The sequence below is a fragment of the Kitasatospora sp. NPDC001159 genome (assembly GCF_053598235.1).
The window spans coordinates 102,108-119,210 of the sequence record NZ_JBSFJV010000007.1 but is presented as its reverse complement, the minus strand read 5'-3'; the positions used below and the strand labels follow the sequence as shown (position 1 = coordinate 119,210).

At 72.8% G+C, this 17,103-nt stretch carries 16 protein-coding genes; 4 read left to right on the top strand and 12 right to left on the bottom strand.

Going from position 1 to position 17,103, the window contains the following annotated elements:
* Positions 1 to 30: 30 nt before the first annotated feature.
* The 3 genes from ACWC9T_RS06245 to ACWC9T_RS06235 all read left to right on the top strand — a co-directional run bounded on the left by ACWC9T_RS06245 (position 31) and on the right by ACWC9T_RS06235 (position 3,438).
* Positions 31 to 549: an NUDIX hydrolase gene (locus ACWC9T_RS06245; protein WP_449819876.1), complete on the top strand. Its 519-nt coding sequence runs from the start codon at positions 31 to 33 to the stop codon at positions 547 to 549.
* 46 nt (positions 550 to 595) lie between these two features.
* Positions 596 to 1,468: a TetR/AcrR family transcriptional regulator gene (locus tag ACWC9T_RS06240; RefSeq protein WP_449819875.1), complete on the top strand. Its 873-nt coding sequence runs from the start codon at positions 596 to 598 to the stop codon at positions 1,466 to 1,468.
* 140 nt (positions 1,469 to 1,608) lie between these two features.
* Positions 1,609 to 3,438: a hypothetical protein gene (locus ACWC9T_RS06235; RefSeq protein ID WP_449819874.1), complete on the top strand. Its 1,830-nt coding sequence runs from the start codon at positions 1,609 to 1,611 to the stop codon at positions 3,436 to 3,438.
* 97 nt (positions 3,439 to 3,535) lie between these two features.
* Here the strand turns inward: ACWC9T_RS06235 and ACWC9T_RS06230 are convergent, their stop codons facing one another.
* The 12 genes from ACWC9T_RS06230 to ACWC9T_RS06175 all read right to left on the bottom strand — a co-directional run bounded on the left by ACWC9T_RS06230 (position 3,536) and on the right by ACWC9T_RS06175 (position 15,724).
* Entirely contained in the window at positions 3,536 to 4,651 is a 1,116-nt protein-coding gene (locus ACWC9T_RS06230) for a TetR/AcrR family transcriptional regulator C-terminal domain-containing protein (RefSeq protein WP_449819873.1), read from the bottom strand.
* 111 nt (positions 4,652 to 4,762) lie between these two features.
* Positions 4,763 to 5,494, bottom strand: a complete 732-nt coding sequence (locus ACWC9T_RS06225; protein WP_449819872.1) for a spermidine synthase — start codon at positions 5,492 to 5,494, stop codon at positions 4,763 to 4,765.
* A 148-nt stretch (positions 5,495 to 5,642) separates the two neighbouring features.
* Positions 5,643 to 6,698 carry a YeiH family protein gene (locus ACWC9T_RS06220; RefSeq protein ID WP_449819871.1) on the bottom strand — a complete coding sequence of 352 codons (1,056 nt, stop codon included), beginning with the start codon at positions 6,696 to 6,698 and terminating at the stop codon, positions 5,643 to 5,645.
* A gap of 8 nt (positions 6,699 to 6,706) precedes the next feature.
* On the bottom strand, positions 6,707 to 7,288 hold the full coding sequence (locus tag ACWC9T_RS06215) for a cysteine dioxygenase (RefSeq protein WP_449819870.1): 582 nt from the start codon (positions 7,286 to 7,288) through the stop codon (positions 6,707 to 6,709).
* Positions 7,289 to 7,363: 75 nt separating this feature from the next.
* Positions 7,364 to 8,269, bottom strand: coding sequence for a LysR family transcriptional regulator (locus ACWC9T_RS06210; RefSeq protein WP_449819907.1), 906 nt, complete (start codon positions 8,267 to 8,269; stop codon positions 7,364 to 7,366).
* A gap of 130 nt (positions 8,270 to 8,399) precedes the next feature.
* On the bottom strand, positions 8,400 to 9,266 hold the full coding sequence (locus tag ACWC9T_RS06205) for an amino acid ABC transporter permease (RefSeq protein ID WP_449819869.1): 867 nt from the start codon (positions 9,264 to 9,266) through the stop codon (positions 8,400 to 8,402).
* Positions 9,263 to 9,907, bottom strand: a complete 645-nt coding sequence (locus ACWC9T_RS06200) for an amino acid ABC transporter permease (RefSeq protein ID WP_449819868.1) — start codon at positions 9,905 to 9,907, stop codon at positions 9,263 to 9,265. The genes ACWC9T_RS06205 and ACWC9T_RS06200 overlap by 4 nt, the downstream gene beginning before the upstream one ends.
* Positions 9,908 to 9,919: 12 nt before the next feature.
* Positions 9,920 to 10,843 (bottom strand): glutamate ABC transporter substrate-binding protein, encoded by a 924-nt coding sequence (locus ACWC9T_RS06195; protein WP_449819867.1) that lies wholly within the window; start codon positions 10,841 to 10,843, stop codon positions 9,920 to 9,922.
* A 9-nt stretch (positions 10,844 to 10,852) separates the two neighbouring features.
* On the bottom strand, positions 10,853 to 11,581 hold the full coding sequence (locus ACWC9T_RS06190) for an amino acid ABC transporter ATP-binding protein (RefSeq protein ID WP_449819906.1): 729 nt from the start codon (positions 11,579 to 11,581) through the stop codon (positions 10,853 to 10,855).
* A 47-nt stretch (positions 11,582 to 11,628) separates the two neighbouring features.
* On the bottom strand, positions 11,629 to 11,874 hold the full coding sequence (locus ACWC9T_RS06185) for a lipopolysaccharide assembly protein LapA domain-containing protein (protein WP_449819866.1): 246 nt from the start codon (positions 11,872 to 11,874) through the stop codon (positions 11,629 to 11,631).
* A gap of 131 nt (positions 11,875 to 12,005) precedes the next feature.
* A complete protein-coding gene (locus tag ACWC9T_RS06180; RefSeq protein ID WP_449819865.1) occupies positions 12,006 to 13,778 on the bottom strand; it encodes an ABC transporter ATP-binding protein in 1,773 nt (590 codons plus the stop codon).
* Positions 13,775 to 15,724 (bottom strand): ABC transporter transmembrane domain-containing protein, encoded by a 1,950-nt coding sequence (locus ACWC9T_RS06175; RefSeq protein WP_449819864.1) that lies wholly within the window; start codon positions 15,722 to 15,724, stop codon positions 13,775 to 13,777. Before ACWC9T_RS06175 ends, ACWC9T_RS06180 begins: the two co-directional genes overlap by 4 nt.
* A gap of 442 nt (positions 15,725 to 16,166) precedes the next feature.
* Between ACWC9T_RS06175 and ACWC9T_RS06170 the strand changes: the two genes are divergently transcribed.
* Positions 16,167 to 17,030, top strand: a complete 864-nt coding sequence (locus ACWC9T_RS06170) for an aldo/keto reductase (protein ID WP_449819863.1) — start codon at positions 16,167 to 16,169, stop codon at positions 17,028 to 17,030.
* Positions 17,031 to 17,103: the final 73 nt, after the last annotated feature.

Here is a 17,103-nt window from a genome sequence, read left to right as displayed (position 1 = left end):
GGCGGGCCCGGAGACCCTAACCTGTCGGACATGACCAACCCTGCCGAGGAACTGCTGGACATCGTCGACGAGCACGACCAGGTGATCGGGACCGCGCTGCGCGGGGAGGTGTACCGGCAGGGGCTGACCCACCGCTGCGTCTTCATCATGGTCCGCGACCCGGCCGGCCGGATCTTCGTCCACCGCCGCACCGACACCAAGCTGTTCGCCCCCGGCGCGTACGACATGTGGGTCGGCGGCGTGGTCGGCTCCGGCGAGACCTACGCCGAGGCCGCCGTCCGCGAGGCCGAGGAGGAACTCGGCGTCCGCGGCGTCACCCCGCGCCCGCTGTTCAAGTTCCTCTTCCGGGAGCCCGACGGCGGCACGCTCTCCTGGTGGTGCGACATGTACGAGGCCGAGTGGGACGGCCCTGTCTCCCCGCAGGAGTCCGAGGTCGCCTGGCACGCCTGGCTCACCCCCGAGGAACTGGCCGAGCGCCTCGCCCGCGACACCTTCGTCACCGACGGCCGCGAGGCCTACCGCCGCTACCTGGAGCTCCGGGCCGGCTAGACCAGCCGCATGGGCCCCCGGGCGGCCGCCGGATAGGCTGACGCGCATGGCCTCCCGTACGCCGTCGCCGACGGCCGACCGCACAGCACGGACCGCCGCCGCATCCGGCCGGGCGGCGGGTGAGCGGCCGCGCCGCCGGCTGAGCGTGGACGAGCGGCGGGAGCAGCTGATCGCCGTGGCGCTGGAGCTGTTCAGCCGGCGCCCGCCGGAGGAGGTGTCGATCGACGACATCGCCGCCGCCGCGGGCGCCTCCCGGCCGCTGGTGTACCACTACTTCCCCGGCAAGCAGGCGCTGTACGAGGCCTCGCTGCGCCGGGCCGGGCGGGAGCTGTCGGCGCGCTTCGAGGAGCCGATGGAGGGGCCGCTGTCCGAGCGGCTGTACCGGGTGATGGGCCGCTACCTGGACTTCGTGCAGAGCCACGGGCCGGGCTTCGCCGCGCTGCTGCGGGGCGGCTCGGTGGCGGCCAGCGCGGGCACCTCGGCAGTGATCGACGACGTGCGCAGGGCCGCGCACGACCAGATCCTCGCCCACCTGGCGATCCCAGCACCGAGCCCCGGGCTGCGGCTGACCGTCCGGGCCTGGATCGCCAACGCCGAGATCACCTCGTTGGAGTGGCTGGCCGAGCGCTCGGTGCCGTTGGAGGAGCTGCAGCTGCACCTGGTGCAGGAGTTCGTCGCCTCGCTCACCCTCACCGCCGCCCGGGAGCCGGCCCTCGCCGCCGAGCTGTCCTCCTTTTTCGCCGACGAGCGCCCCGACGGGCCGACCGGGCGCCTGGTCCAGGACCTCGCCGGGCTGTTCGCCGTCCCCGACATCCTCGACGCCCTCACCGCGCTGGCCACCGACGGACCGGCCTCCGCGCCCGTGGACGAACCGTCCGCGCAGGCCACTGAAGACTGGGCCGCGGCCTCCGACGAATGATCATCGGGTGATCCTGCGGTTCGGCGACGACGGTGGGCTCTGATAGGAATGGGCAGGGATCTGACGGCACGCCGCGCGGGCGGGCCCGGTCCCACCCGAAACCACCGACGGCAGACGGAGCAGAGCGGGGGGCTCACCAGTTGACCCAGGACGTCCAGTTCAGCGCGGAGGCCAACCCCTTCGCGGCAGCCGAGCAGGTCTGCGCGACCCTCGGCACACTCACCGACGCCCTCTTCGACGAGCACACCTCGCGCCACCCGGCGGCCTCGCTGAGCGCCCTGCGGACGGCCGGGCACCCCGCCGCCGAGGCGCTGTTCGGCCTGCCGCTGGCCCCCAACGGGCCGGTGCACGAGGCCCTCGACCGACTCGGCACGGTGATCACCGCCGGAACCGCCCGCCCGGGCACCGGCGTCCCGGTCGCCGACCGGGTGACCACCGCGCTGCAGAACCGCTACGGCGGCGGAGCGGTGCGCGGCGCCGTCGCGGACCGGGGCACCACCTCGGCCGCGCTCTTCCAGCTGCCGGTCACCGGTGAGTTCGCCGACGCCAAGCTGCGCCCGCCGTTCGCCCCGGCGCTGGCCGCGCTCGCGGCCGGGCAGCAGACCCGGCAGCCGGTCGAACTGGCCACCGGCGCGGGCACCGAGGTCCGACTGGTCGTCCCGCCGGGCTTCCACCCGCTGACGTCCCCCGGCGGGCCCGCCGGGGTCTCCGCCCGTACGGTGCCCGCGCTTCCGGACGGCGGCGACGGCGCCGATCGGGCGACCGCGGCGGCGGCCGCCGAACTGACCGGGCACCTGGCCGAGGTGGCCGAGGAGCTGTTCAGCGCCACCGGCCCGGAGCCGCGCCGCGACTTCGCGGTGATCTCCGCGACCCTGACCGACCTGATCCAGGACGCGGGCGTCTGCTACGCGGGCGTGTGCGCGCTGGAGTTGGACGGACGCGTCTCGGACGCCTCCCTGGTCGTCTCGCTCGCCCGGCACCCGCTGCCGATCACCGAGCTCGCCACCGAGCTGGCCACCGTACGGCGGCACGCCGAGGTGTGGACGGTGCTGCTGCCGGCCGGACCGGCCGCCGTCTTGGTCGAGGGACGGACCGTCCCGGTGCCCGGACCGCTGGCCGCCGACGGGCAGCGGCGCTGGGTGGTCACCTCCGTGGTCCAGGCCTTCGTCCCGCTGCCGGACGGCGGATCGGTGCTGTGTGCCCAGCTGTCCACAGCGCGGCCGGAGGACTGGGAGCTGTACACGGAGGCGTTCGCGGAGCTGCTGAAGAGCATCCAGTTCGGCTGGGACGGCGAGGCGGTCGCTGCTGCGGCCGCATCGGTTGCCCCGGCCGTCCCGGTTGCCCCGGCTGTGTCGGTGTCGGCGCCCGCCGTTCCGGCCGCTCCGCCGGCTGCCGCCCCCGTGGCGGAGGAGCCAGCGGAGAAGCCGGTGCACCTGCGTGGCACCCCGGTGCGCATCCCGCCCGCGGACTTCAACCCCTTCGCGCCGGAGGCGGCGGAGCCGACCACCGAGGCCGAGGCCGCCGCGGTGGACGACGAGCTGCCGAAGGGCACGCCGGTGCTGATCCCGCCGCCGGACTTCGACCCCTTCGGCATGACGGGCTTCTCCAACGAACCCACGGAGGAACCGGCCGCGCAGCCTGTCGGGGGTGCTGCGGCTCCCGACCCCTTCGGCACGACGATCGCCTCCGAGCAGAAGAGTGACCCGTTCGGCACCACCGTGGCCGCCCAGGGCCCGGCCGTGCCGCCGCCGCCCTCGGCGCCGCCGATCATCCCGGCCCAGACAGCGCCCGCAGCGGACACCCCGGCGGCGAACGCGGCGGAGCCGGGTCCGGGCAAGGCCACCCCGGTGCTGATTCCGCCGCCGGACTTCGACCCCTTTGGCATGATGGGCTTCTCCAACGAACCCACGGAGGAACCGGAGGCGAGGGACGAGGCCGACGCGGAGCCGGAGCACCGGCCGTTCGGCTGACGGACGGGGACCGACGGTTGGCGGACAGCTGACGATTGGCAGACGACAGCTGACAACTAACAGATTTCAGAAGTTGTTCGCTGAAATCCGTTAGTTGTCAGCTGTTACTCGTTCCGACTCCCGCCACCGATCCCGCCGCCCCTCCCCCGCGCGCCTCGATCAGCGCCGCCACCCCGTCCAACAACCGCACCATCCCGAACTCGAAGAGCGCGTCCAGGCTCAGGTCGATCTCCGGGCCCCGGTTCAGCGCGTCGAACATCGGGAAGCGCTCCGGATCGGACATCAGCCGGTCGTGGTCCTCGTCGTGCAGCTGGTCCATCCACTCGTCCGCGGACATCCCGCTGTCCTGCTCGGCCTGCGCCTCCCGCTCGAAGTGGACGGCCAGCCCGCAGGTGAAGGCCGCCAGCGTCACGGCGGCCTGGGCCATCTCCTTCCCGGTCAGCCCCAGCCCGGCCAGCGCGGCCATCGCCCGTTCGGTGTGCAGCGCCGCGTCCGGCGCGAGCACCGGCCGGGTGAAGGACATCGTGGACGCCAGCCACGGGTGCCGCCGGTAGATCCGCCACTGCAGCCGCGAGACCTCCTCCAGCCCCGCCCGCCAACCCGGCGCCGGCGGGTCGGGCAGCGGCTGCTCACCGAAGACGGTGTCCATCATCAGCCGCAACAGCTCGTCCTTGCCGGGCACATGGCGGTAGAGCGACATGGTCGCGACCCCCAGTTCGGTGGCGACCCGGCGCATCGACAGCGCCGTCAGCCCCTCCTCGTCGGCCACCTGGATCGCCGCCGCGACGATCCGCTCCCGCCTCAGCTCCCGCTCCACGCCCCGAGGCCGCCGCGCCCCCGACGCACCCGGCCCACCAGCCGCCCGCCCGGCGTCCCGAACCGCCGCCGAGGCGACGGCAGGACCAGCAGGAGCCGCCGCAGGAACCGGAGCCGCAGGTGCCGCAGGTGCCGCGGGTGCTGCCACCACCGTCCCCACCCCCGGAACGGCCCGGACCAGCCCCTCCTCCCGCAGCCGGTTGAGCACCTTGGTCGCGGTGGCCATCGCCACCCCCCACTCCTGGGTGATCCGCCGAGTCGACGGCACCCGGGAGCCCGGCTTCAACTCCCCCGCCGTGATCCGCCGTCGCAGCTCGGCCGCGATCCGCTCCGAAGGCGTCCCGCTCTCCACCACAACCACCACCACCCGCTCGACCACCGCACTAGTGCACCGCAACCGCACACGCTAGCAGTCGACCACCGGTCCCGGCGGAGCCCAACCGGCACGGCCCTCCGGCCAGTTGACAGTCCCCGCGGACTACGGCCGCACCTGGCCGCCCAGTTCGCCTCAGCCGGCCCGTCGCGCCAGGTGCACCACATCCGGCACACCTCGGCTGACCGGGATCTCATGGGTGGCGACATCCGAGAAGCCCGCCGCCCGCAGCGCCTCCTCGAAGGCCGGGGAGGGCTGCGCGCTCCACACCGCCAACACCCCGCCGGGCTGCAGCCGGTGCCACAGCGCCGCCAGCCCGTCCGCGCCGTAGAGCCCACTGTTGGAGTCGGTGACGGTCCAGTCCGGCCCGTTGTCGATGTCCAGGCACAGCGCGTGGTAGCGCTCCCCGTCGGCCGCCGCGAGGTACTCCAGCAGATCGGCGTGGAGTACCGCGACCCGTTCGTCGTCCAGTGCGCCGCCGGAGAAGGCGCCGAGCGGGCCGTTGCGGTGCCAGTCGATGATCGCGTTCTCCCGCTCGACGATCGCGATCCGCCCCCAGCGCGGTTCGGCCGCCGCGTACGCGAGCGAGAACCCGACCCCGAGCCCGCCGATCAGCACCGACGGCCCGTTCGAGCCGCTGCCCGCGCCGTCACCCCCACCGCCCGTCCGGTCCAACTCGTCCAGCGCCGCCTGGATCAGCAGCCGCTCGGAGCGGCCGTCCGCGGTGTCCATCAGGAAGCAGCCGTTGGCGATGATCTCGTAGTGCCGTCCGCGCTGCCGCAGCACCACCTCGCCGAACGGCCCCTCCCGTCGGTCGAGCGTGACGACGGCCTCGTGGCCGTCCCGTTCGGGCAGTGCGGTGGTCATGCGTCCTCCTCGACGTACTCGGCAACAGGACCGTACCGGTGCGGGCGATCATCCTCCCGACAATAACCGAGTCCCCGCCACCGGGTCCGGCGAGCAGCGAGGCCCGCGAAGCCCAGCCCACGAAGCCCAGCCCGCAAGGCCGCGCCCGTCAGGTCGTGACCAACACCCCCGCGTACGACACGCCCGCGACCATCACCCACGACCCGAGCCCGAGCAGCGCGATCCGCCCGCCCGTGCGCACCATCGTCGGCAGGTGCACCGCGCTGCCGAGGCCGAACAGCGCGGCGGCCAGCAGCAGTTCCTGCGCGTCGCCGGCCAGGGTGAGCGCCCGCTCGGGCAGCACTCCGGTGGTCCGCAGCACGATCATCGCGAGGAACCCGGCCACGAACAGCGGCACGATCGGCGGCCGGCTGCCGCTCTTCGCCTCACCCGTCGCAGCGGCCCCGCGCGCGTTGCGCCGCACCATCACGGCCACGCCCGCGACCAGCGGCGCCAGCAGCACCACCCGCATCAGCTTGACCAGCACGGCCTCGCGCAGCGCCGCCGCCCCGCCGGTCTGCGCGGTGGCGACCACCTGCCCGACGTCGTGCACGCTGGCACCGACCCAGCGCCCGAACTCCACCTCGCCGAGCCCCAGCGGGTGCTGGAGCAGCGGCAGCACGGCGATCGCCAGCGTCCCGCAGAGGGTGACCAGCGCGACCGAGGAGGCGACGTCCTCCTCCTCGCTGCCGGCCGCCTGGCTGACCGCACCGATCGCCGAGGCCCCGCAGATCGAGTACCCGGTGGCGACCAGCAGCGGCTGGTCGCCGGGCAGTCCGAGCTTGCGGCCGAGCCACATCGTGCCGGCGAAGGTGGCCGCGACCACCGTGAGCACCATGGCGACGGTGGCCCAGCCGAGGCCGAGCACGTCGTCCAGGCTGAGCTTGAGTCCGAGCAGCACGATGCCGAGCCGCATCAGCCGCTTCCCGGCCATGGACAGTCCCGGCCGGGCGATCCCGCGCACCACCGGGCGCAGCCCGGGCAGGTGGGCCGCCGCCATGCCGAGCACGACGGCGGCGGTGAGCTTGGGCACGGCGGGGACGAGCGCGTGGACGCCCAGGGCCGCGGCCACGCCGACCGCGGCGAGCAGCAGGCCGGGGGCGTCCCCGCCGAACGGGGGGAGTGAACGGGTGCGGGTGGCCCGCTCCCGGAGGGTAAGTGCCACGCCGCCGCTCACCGCTCCTGGTCGGCGGGGAGCCGGTAGACCCGCCGGATGCTGGTGCCGAGCCGCGAGATGTCGGCGCCGTACACGTGGATGGAGATCGCCGTGCTGCTGCAGGAGTTGCGCACCAGGTGGATGTCGCCGGGCGGGGCGAAGGCGGCGACCGTCCCGGCCGGGCCCGCCACGTGCTCGGTCTCGACCAGCCGCGCGCTGCGCCCGTCGGAGACCAGCCGGTAGCGGATCTCGCTCTCCTGGCCCTGGTGGACGCCGGCCACGCACCAGGAGACGTGGTCGTGGATCGGGGTCTGCTGCCCGGGCAGCCAGACCAGGGCGACGACGGAGAAGCCGCCGTCCTCCTCGGCGTGCACGACATGCTGGCGGTAGCGCTGTGGGTCGCCCTCGCGCTGGGCGGGGGTGAGCAGCGCGTCCGGTCCGTCGGGGTCGGCGAGCAGGTGCGGGGCGAGGCGCTCGCCGACCAGGTAGGCGGTGAGCTCCGGGGGGAGCCCGCGGTCCACGACGGCGCGGATCTCACTGATCAGCGCGGTCATCCGCTCGGTGAGCCGGTCAGTGCCGACCGTGGCTGGGGGTGTCATGTCAGCAGGTTCGGACCCACCGACCTATCACGTCCAAGGAGGGTTCGTAAGCGATCCCCCACTAGTGCTTATGGGTCAGCACCCGACCCGGGTGGCCGCCGCCTGCCGCAGGTGGTCCAGCACCAGCCCGGTGGCCGGGATCCGCCGGTGCTCGCTCAGCACGTACGCGCTCACCTGCCGGCGCAGGTGCGGTTCGACGGCCCGCCCGGTGACCTTGCGGTGGCACATGAAGGAGAGCACCAGCGCGGGCATCAGCGCGATCCCGACCCCGGCGGCGACCAGGCTCTGCACCGCGAGGTTGTCGTCGGTGGAGAACACGATGTCCGGCGCGAAGCCCTCCTCCGCGCAGACGTGCAGCAGGTTGGCCCGACAGCGCGGACAGCCGGCGATCCAGCGCTCGCCGTCCAGGTCGGCGAGCCGTACGGCGTGCCGGCGGCCGAGCGGGTGCCCGACCGGCAGCAGCACGGTGAGCAGGTCCTCCATCAGCGGGATCTCGTCCAGGCCGTCCGGCACCTCGGTCGCCGCGCCCGGATACCGGAAGGCCAGCGCGATGTCGCACTCGCCGCGCAGCAGCCGCTGGACGGAGTCCGGCGGCTCCGCCTCCAGCAGTTCGACCCGGACGCCGGGGTGCTCGGCGAGCAGCCGGGCCATCGCCTCGGGTATCAGGGTGGCGTTGGCACTGGGAAAGGCGCATACCCGCACCCGCCCGGCGCGCAGCCGGGCGAGCGCGGCGAGCTGCTGCTGGGCGGCGGAGAGGCTGCCGAGGATCAGCTCGGCGTGCCGGGAGAGCGCCTCGCCCGCCTCGGTGAGCCGCAGGCCGCGCCCGGCGCGGGTGAACAGCGGGACGCCGACGCTGCGTTCGAGCGCCTTCATCTGCTGGGTGATGGCGGGCTGGGTGTAACCGAGTTCCCGGGCGGCGGCCGAGTACGAACCGGCCCGGACCACCTCGTGGAACGTCCTGATGTGCCGTGAGTCGAACACCGGCTCCATGGCCCCTCCGCCTGGTCGTCGTCGCCTTCCGCGCAATCATAAGAGGAATTTGGAGGTATCGACCCCAGTCCCACCCACACCTATGGTTAAGTCCCGAACCAAGCCTCCCACCACTGCAGGCTCACTGCGCCGAGGGCGGCAACCCCATCGCGACCTCGGCCTTCACCACCGGCGCCCCGCCGCGCATGCGCGGGCTGCGCCGGCTGCGCCGCTCGACCCAGCGAGCGAGCCAGGACAGCAGCAGACACATGCCGATGTAGATCGGCGCGATCACGATCACCACCGGGATGAACGGCAGGTCGTAGTCCAGATTGGTGGCGATCAGCTTGCCCGCGTGCAGGAACTCCTCGTAGGTGATCAGGAACCCGAGCGAGGTGTCCTTGAGGGCGACCACCAGCTGGCTGATGATGGCCGGCAGCATCGCCCGGTTGGCCTGCGGCACCAGCACGTACGCCATCACCTGGGTCTTGCGCATCCCCAGCGCGTACGCCGCCTCGCGCTGCCCCCTGGGCACCGCGAGCACGCCGGCCCGGAACACCTCGGCCAGCACCGAGCCGTTGTAGAGCACCAGCCCGGCGACCAGTGCCCACAGCGGCTGCACCTTGAGCGCGACGAAGACGAAGAAGATCATCACCAGCACCGGCATGGCCCGGAAGAACTCCACCACCAGCGTGGCGAACCAGCGCACCACCCGGTGGTCGGACAGCCGTCCGACCGCGAACAGCGCGCCGAAGGGCAGCGCGAACAGCACCGTCCAGCCGAAGGCCTTCAGGGTGTTGCCCAGTCCCCGCAACAGCAGCTCCTGCACGCCGCGGTACTCGAAGGGCTCCCATTTGGCGTAGGTGAACTGGCCGGTGTGGAACAGCATGTAGACGACCCAGCCGATCAGCACCGCGATCAGCACCAGCGCGATCCCACCGTACAGCCGGTGCCGGGCCAGCGCCTTCGGGCCGGGGACGTCGTACAGCGCCGAGGATTCAACGGTCATCGGGACACCGCCACTCGTCGTTCCAGCAGGTTGAAGACGGCGCTGATGGCCAGGGTGATGATCAGGTAGCCGACGGCGATCCAGACGAAGGTCCAGACGATGCTGTAGCCCAGCTCGTTGATGGTCCGGTAAGTGCCCAGCAGTTCGGTGACGCTGAAGGAACCGGCGATCGCCGTGTTCTTCGCCAGCGCGATCATCACACTGCCGATCGGCGCCACCACCGAGCGGTACGCCTGCGGCAGCACCACCAGGCTCATCGTCTGCCCGAAGCTCATGCCCAGGCTGCGGGCCGCCTCGCCCTGCCCGGACGGCACGGTGTTGATGCCCGAGCGCATCGCCTCGCAGACGAAGGCCGAGGTGTAGCAGCCGAGCGCCAGCACCGCGAAGGTGTAGAAGGGCAGGGTGATGTCGAACCGGGGCAGGCCCAGCACCACGATGAAGAACAGCAGGGTCAGCGGCGTGTTGCGCAGCACCGTCACCCAGACCGTCCCGAACACCCGCAGCGGCCTCACCGGCGAGACCCGGAAGCCCGCGACCAGCACACCCAGCACCAGCGACAGCACGGCGCTCACCACGAACAGCGAGAGCGTGCCGAGGAAGCCCTCCCAGTAGGTCGACCAGTTGTCGATCAGCGTGTTCACAGGGCGGCCCTCTCAGTACCGGTTGATCGGCGGCGGGGTGGGGGCGGGCTCCCCGGACAGGCCGAGGGTCGCGTCGAAGGCCTCCTTCCAGTCGCCGTTCTGCTCGTGGTGGGCCAGCGCGTCGTTCAGCGCCGTGCGCAGCACGGTGTCGTTCTTCGGCGTCCCGATTCCGTACGGCTCGGTCGAGAACAGCGGGCCGACCACCTTGAGCTCGTCCGGCGCCTTGGCCGCGTAGCCCAGCAGGATCGCGTTGTCCGTGGTGACGGCGTCGACCTGGCCGGTGATCAGATTGTCCACGCAGGCCGAGTAGGTGTCGTAGCCGATCAGGTGCGCCTTGGGGAACTGCGACTGGATCCGCTGGTAGGGGGTCGAGCCGGCCGCCGAGCAGACCTTCTTGCCGTCGAGGTCCTGCGGCCCGTGGATGCTGTTGTCGTTCTTGCGCACCAGCAGCGACTGCCCGGCGACGAAGTACGGCCCGGCGAAGCCCACCAGCTTCTTCCGGTTGTCGTTGATGGTGTACGTGCCGACGTAGTAGTCCACCTGGCCGTTCTGCAGCGCGGTCTCGCGGTTGGCCGAGGCGATGGTCTTGAACTGGATCTTGTCCGGTCCGAAGCCGAGGGAGGCGCCGAGCATTTTGGCGATCTCGATGTCGAAGCCGGAGTACACGCCGGTGGCCGGATTCTTCTGGCCCAGGTACGGCTGGTCCTCCTTGGCGCCGACCACCAGGTAGCCCCGGCTGCGGGCGGCGTCCAGGGTCGGCGAGCCGGTGATCGAGGAGGCGTCCTGCACCTGGTAGCTGGGCAGCGCGCTGGGCTGCGGACCCTTGGGCGGCGGGGTGCCGGGTTTGCCACAGCCGGCCGCCAGCGCGGTGAGCAGCAGGGCGGCGGCGAGCACGCGGTGGCGCGCCCACGCGGTGGGCGTCCTCTTACGGGTCACGGCGCCGCCTCAGTGCTTCAGGATCTTGGACAGGAAGTCCCGGGCGCGCTCGCTCTCGGGGGCGCTGAAGAACTCCTCCGGGGCGCGGTCCTCGACGATCCGGCCGTCGGCCATGAACACCACCCGGTTCGCGGAGGCCCGGGCGAAGCCCATCTCGTGCGTGACCACCACCATCGTCATGCCCTCGCTGGCGAGTTGACGCATGACGTCCAACACCTCGTTGATCATCTCGGGGTCGAGCGCCGAGGTCGGCTCGTCGAACAGCAGCGCCTTGGGGTCCATCGCCAGCGCGCGGGCGATCGCCACGCGTTGCTGCTGGCCGCCGGACAGCTGGGCCGGGTACTTGTCGGCGTGCGCCGCGAGGCCGACCCGCTCCAGCAGTGAGCGGGACTTGGCGTCCGCCTCGGTCTTGGGGCGGCCGCGGACCTTGATCTGGGCGAGCGAGACGTTCTGCAGCACGGTCTTGTGCGCGAACAGGTTGAAGGACTGGAACACCATGCCGACCTCGGCGCGTAGCTTGGCCAGACCCTTGCCCTCCTCGGGCAGCGGCTGGCCGTCGATCAGGATGGTGCCGCGCTCGATCGGCTCCAGCCGGTTGATCGCCCGACAGAGCGTGGACTTGCCGGAGCCGGACGGGCCGATCACCACGACGACCTCGCCGCGGCCGACCGTCAACTCGATGTCCTGCAGCACGTGCAGGTCCCCGAAGTACTTGTTGACCTCGCGCATCTCGATCAACGGGGTGAAGGTCGAGGCTCCGGTCGGGGCCGGCCCGGGGGCGGTGGTCACCGGCCGCGCCGCCCCTTCATCAGCCAGCCCAGCACAGCGCCGGCGACCAACGTGGCCAGCAGCGCGATCCAGAGCGGCGCTGTGACGGTGAACACCCAGAACTGGATCTCGACCTTGTCGAGGTTGGCGAACAGGAACCACACCGAGAGGATCACGATGACGCCGATCCCGATGTACCGCGTGGGGATCCCGCCGATCTCACTGCGCTGGGAGCGGGACGAGCCGTCTGAAATCTTGGTCACCGGAGCAGTCTGCTGGCCTGGACGGTGATTTGCCCGGTTACGCGCCCATACGGGTCTGGGAGTAACCCGCACGGGGCAATCCGACCCCGTGCGGGTTTACCGATCTCCTGGGGCGTCGACTCCTCCGGCCGCTACCGCTCGTCCCGCCAGGAGCGCCAGAGCGCCGCGTACGGGCCGTCGGCCGCGACCAGTTCCGGGTGGCTGCCGTACTCGCTGATCCGACCGCCCTCGACCACCGCGATCACGTCCGCGTCGTGCGCGGTGTGCAGCCGGTGGGCGATGGCGATGACCGTCCGCCCCTCCAGTACCCGGGAGAGCGAACGCTCCAGGTGCCGGGCGGCACGCGGGTCCAGCAGCGAGGTGGCCTCGTCCAGCACCAGGGTGTGCGGATCAGCCAACACCAGCCGGGCCAGGGCCAGTTGCTGGGCCTGCGGCGGGGTCAGCGAGGTGCCTCCGGAGCCGACCTCGGTGTCCAGCCCCTCCGGCAGGGCGTCCACCCAGGCTCCGGCGTCCACCGCGTCCAGCGCGGCCCGCAGTTCGGTGTCGTCCGCCTCGGGCGCGGCCAGCCGCAGGTTGTCCCGCAGGGTGCCGACGAACACGTGGTGCTCCTGGTTGACCAACGCGACCTCGGCACGCACCCGCTCGGCCGGCATCCGGGACAGCGCCGCCCCGCCCAGGGTGACGCTGCCCCGGCCGGGCGCGTAGATCCCGGCCAGCAACCGCCCGAGGGTGGACTTGCCCGCCCCGGACGGACCGACCAGCGCGACCCGGCTGCCCGGGGCGACGTCCAGGCTGATCCCGTGCAGAACGTCGGCGCCCTCGCGGTAGCCGAAGCGGACGTCCCGGGCCTCGACCCGCTGGCCGTCCGGCTGGACGGAAGCGTCCCCCTCGTGCTCCGGCACCTCGTACACGCCGACCAGCCGGGCCAGCGAGGCCTGCCCGATCTGCAGCTCGTCGTACCAGCGCAGGATCAGGTCCACCGGGCCGGTGAGCATCTGCGCGTACAGCACGCCGGTGGTCAACTGGCCGACGGTGAGCCAGCCCTTGAGGGTGAACAACCCGCCGACCACCAAGGTGGCCAGCACCGCCGAGGTGTAGACCGCGTCGATGGTCGGGAACCAGACCGAGCGCAGCCACAGGGTGTACCGCTCCCAGGCCAGCCACTCCCGCAGCTTTCGGTCGGTCAGCCGGACCCGTTGCTCGCCCAGCCGCAGCGCCTCGACCGTCCGCCCGGCGTCCACCGTCTCGGCCAGCACGTTGCTGACCGCGGCGTACCCGGCCGACTCGTTGCGGTAGGACTGCGGCGCACGCCGGAAGTACCAGCGGGAGCTGACCAGCAGCAGCGGCAGTCCGACCAGCGAGGTCAGGGCGAGCAACGGCGAGGTGACCAGCAGGGCGCCGAGCACCAACAGCAACGACACGACGGCGACGGCGAGTTCGGGCACCGCCTCGCGCACCGACTTGTCCAGCCGGTCGATGTCGGTGGTGCCCCGGGAGACCAGGTCCCCGGTGCCGGCCCGCTCCAGCATGCCGGTGGGCAGCGCGACCGAGCAGACCAGGAAGTCCTCCCGCAGGTCGGCCAGCACCCGTTCGCCGAGGACGGCGCCGCGCATCCGCGACCAGCCGGTGAACGCGGACTGCACCACCAGCGCCAGCAGGTACCAGCCGACCGCCACCGCGATGGTGGCCCCGGCCGTGCCGGTGGCCAGCGACTCGACCAGGCTGCCGAGCACCCAGGGTCCGACCAGTCCGGCCAGGGTGGCCACCGAGTGCAGCGCCACCACCCCGGCGAACCCGCCCCGGTGCCGCTCCGCGAGCAGCCGCAGGTACCCGCGCACGGCGGCCGGTGAGCCGACCGGCAGGGTGGTGGCCGGCCCCTGCTCCTGATGGACGGGGGGCTTCATGACGTACTCCTCATGTCCTGCGGTACCGGACAGTTGACGCGGGCGGCCACACCGATTCCGTGACTCGCCCGCTCGTCTCCGGGCGCTTCCGGTCCGGTGCCGACGTTCTTCGCTCCGGCACTCCCTCCTTCGTCTATCGCTTGTCGCTCCTCGCCCTCGGCACCGGCGCGCCCTTCGACTCGGGGCGGGACCGGGGCGCTCTCCTCGTCCCGGGTGACCACGGCCCGGTACGCCGGCTCGGTGCGCATCAGCTCGCGGTGCCGCCCGGCCGCGACCGCCCGGCCGCCTTGCAACAGCACCACCCGGTCCGCCTGGTCGAGCAGCAGCGGGCTGGTCGCGAACACCACGGTGGTGCGCCCCGCCCGGGTGTCCCGTAGCCCGGTGGCGACCCGGGACTCGGTGTGGGCGTCCACCGCGCTGGTCGGCTCGTCCAGCACCAGGACCGGCGGGTCCGCCAGCAGCGCGCGAGCCAGGGCCAGCCGCTGGCGCTGGCCGCCGGAGAGCGAGCGCCCGCGCTCGGTGACGCGGGCGAGCATCGCGTCGCCCCCGCAGTCCGGCGAGCCGTCCGCCAGTGCCTCCAGCACGTCCTCGCAGCGGGCCGCGGCCAGCGCCTCGGCCGCCGGGACCCGGCCCGAGGACGGGATGTCCAACAGCTCGGCGAGGGTGCCGGAGAGCAGCACCGGCTCCTTGTCGTGGACCAGCACCGCCGCCCGGGCCTCGGCCAGCGGCACCGCGTCCAGCTCCGTGCCGCCGAGCCGGACGCGTGGCAGCGGCTCCTCGCCCTCGGCCAGCGGGACGTGCCCGCCGAGCCGCTCGGCGAGCGCCCCGGCGAAGTCCGGGTCCCCGCAGACCACCGCGGTCAGCTCGCCGGCCCGGGCGGTCAACCCGGTCGCCGGGTCGTGCAGGTCGGACTTGCCGGGCCGGGTCAGCGCGGCCTCGGCCGCTCCACTGGTCCGGCTGAGCGAGAGCACCCGCACGGCCCGCCCGGCGGAGACCCGGGCGACGCTCCAGGCGTGCGCCGCCTCGCCGAGGATCCGCAGCGGCGCGGCCAGGAAGGCGGTCGCGCCGTACACCGCGATCAGGGTGCCGACGGCGAGCTCGCCGTCGGCCGCCAACCGGGCGCCGTACCAGGTCACCCCGACCACGAACAGGCCTGGCAGCAGGACCTGTTGGGCCTGCATCAGCGACCAGACCCGGGCCGAGCGCACCGCGGCCGCCCGGACCTTCTGGGAGGCCGCCCGGTACCGCTCCAGGAACAGCTCCTCACCGCCGATGCCGCGCAGCACCCGCAGCCCGGCCACCGTGTCGGCGGCCAGCTCGGTGGCCTTTCCGCCGAGCGCGCGCTGCTTCTCGTAGCGCCGCTCGAACGGCCCGATCAGCGGCCAGACCGAGGCGGCCAGCACCGGGACGCCGAGCAGCACCCCGATCCCGAGCACCGGTTCGACCACCAGGACCACCGAGCTGACGGCCAGCCAGACGATGACCGCGGCCCGGACCCGGGCGACCAGCTCGACGTACCAGCCGATCCGCTCGACGTCCCCGCTGCCGACCGCGACCACCTCGCCGGTGGCGATCCGCCGGGACAGCCCGGCCCCCAGGTGGGAGGCCTGCCCGGCGACCAACTGCCTTACGTGGCAGGCGGCGTGGATCCAGTTCCAGACCGCCTGCCGGTGCAGCAGCACGGTGCCGAGCGAGGCGGTCGCGGCCAGCAGCAGCGCGAGCGCGCCAGCCTGCCAGATCCCGGCGGCATCGCCGTCGACGGCGGCCTGCACGCCGTGCCCGAGCGGTATCGGCAGCGCGGCCTGGGCGCCCATCTCCACCAGTGCCCAGCAGGTGGCTCGCACCTGCCCGCGCCGCTGGGCGCGTTGCAGCCAGCGCAGGAATGCCAGGGGTGAGGACAGGTCGGGACTGCCGGGGTCGGCCAACGGCAGGGGGGTGAGCGGCATGACACTCCGATACGGAAGGTGCGGAGGTACGGGGGTGCGAGGGTGCGAGGGTGCGAGGGTGCGAGCACGCAAAGGGCCGCGAGGGCCCACGGGCACGGACACGACGGGGACGGGCGAAGGACGCGCGGCGCAGCGGCGCAGCGGCGCCCATACGTCCGGAGGGAGGGCCCGGACGGACGAGGATTGGACACGAAGGGCCCGGATTTCAGGAGGTCATGCCAGCGAGCCTGCCAAGCCCGATGTGATCCACGCAACAGGTTTTTCGCCGCCCCGGCCCCGGTGCCCCACCCGGACGGCCGCGGGCCGCCGCCGACGGCCCGAGGAGTACGCCACGCCGTCGTAAAGCTTCGCCAAAGATTCGCCCGGACGGCGGGAACAATCGTCCCGGGGCACCAGTTGCCCCCACTGGAACCAGCGGACGACCAGGAGGGCATCCCTTCCCGTGAGCAACATCCCCAGCGTCACCCTGAACGACGGCGCTACCATCCCGCAGCTCGGCTTCGGCGTGTGGCAGGTCCCGGACGGCGAGGCCACCGCCGCCGTCCGCACCGCGATCGAGGCGGGCTACCGCTCCATCGACACCGCGGCGATCTACGAGAACGAGGCCGGCACCGGCGCTGCGATCGCCGGGGCCCTGGCGGGCGGCGTCGCCCGCGAGGACCTCTACATCACCACCAAGCTGTGGAACTCGGGCACCCGTGACTGGTCCGGCGAGCAGGGCCGGGACGCGGTGCTGCGCGAGTTCGACGCCTCGCTGGCCAAGCTCGGCCTCGACTACCTCGACCTGTACCTGATCCACTGGCCGCGCCCGATGCACGGCAGCTACCTGAACGTCTGGAAGGCCCTGGAACAGCTGAAGGCGGACGGCCGGGTCAAGTCGATCGGCGTCTCCAACTTCGGCACCGAGCAGCTGACCCGGGTGCTGGACGAGGCCTCGATCGTCCCGGTGCTGAACCAGGTCGAGCTGCACCCGTACTTCCCGCAGGAGGAGCTGCGCGCCTTCCACGCCCAGCACGGCATCGCCACCGAGGCGTGGAGCCCGCTGGGCCAGGGCGGTGAGCTGCTGGCCGAGCCGGCGCTGGTGAAGATCGCCGAGAAGCACGGCCGCACGGTCGCTCAGGTGGTGTTGCGCTGGCACCTGCAGAGCGGCGTGATCGCCATCCCGAAGTCGGTCACTCCGTCCCGCATCCGGGAGAACCTGGACGTCACCGGCTTCGAGCTGGACACCGAGGACCTCACGGCGATCGCCGCCGTGGCCACCGGCAAGCGGATCGGCCCGGACCCGCAGGGGTTCGACTGGAACTGACACCTGACCCGGGGGCGCCGGCACCCACGGCGCCGCGCCCCCGCCAGGGCGAACACTGGCTGGCAGCCAGTCA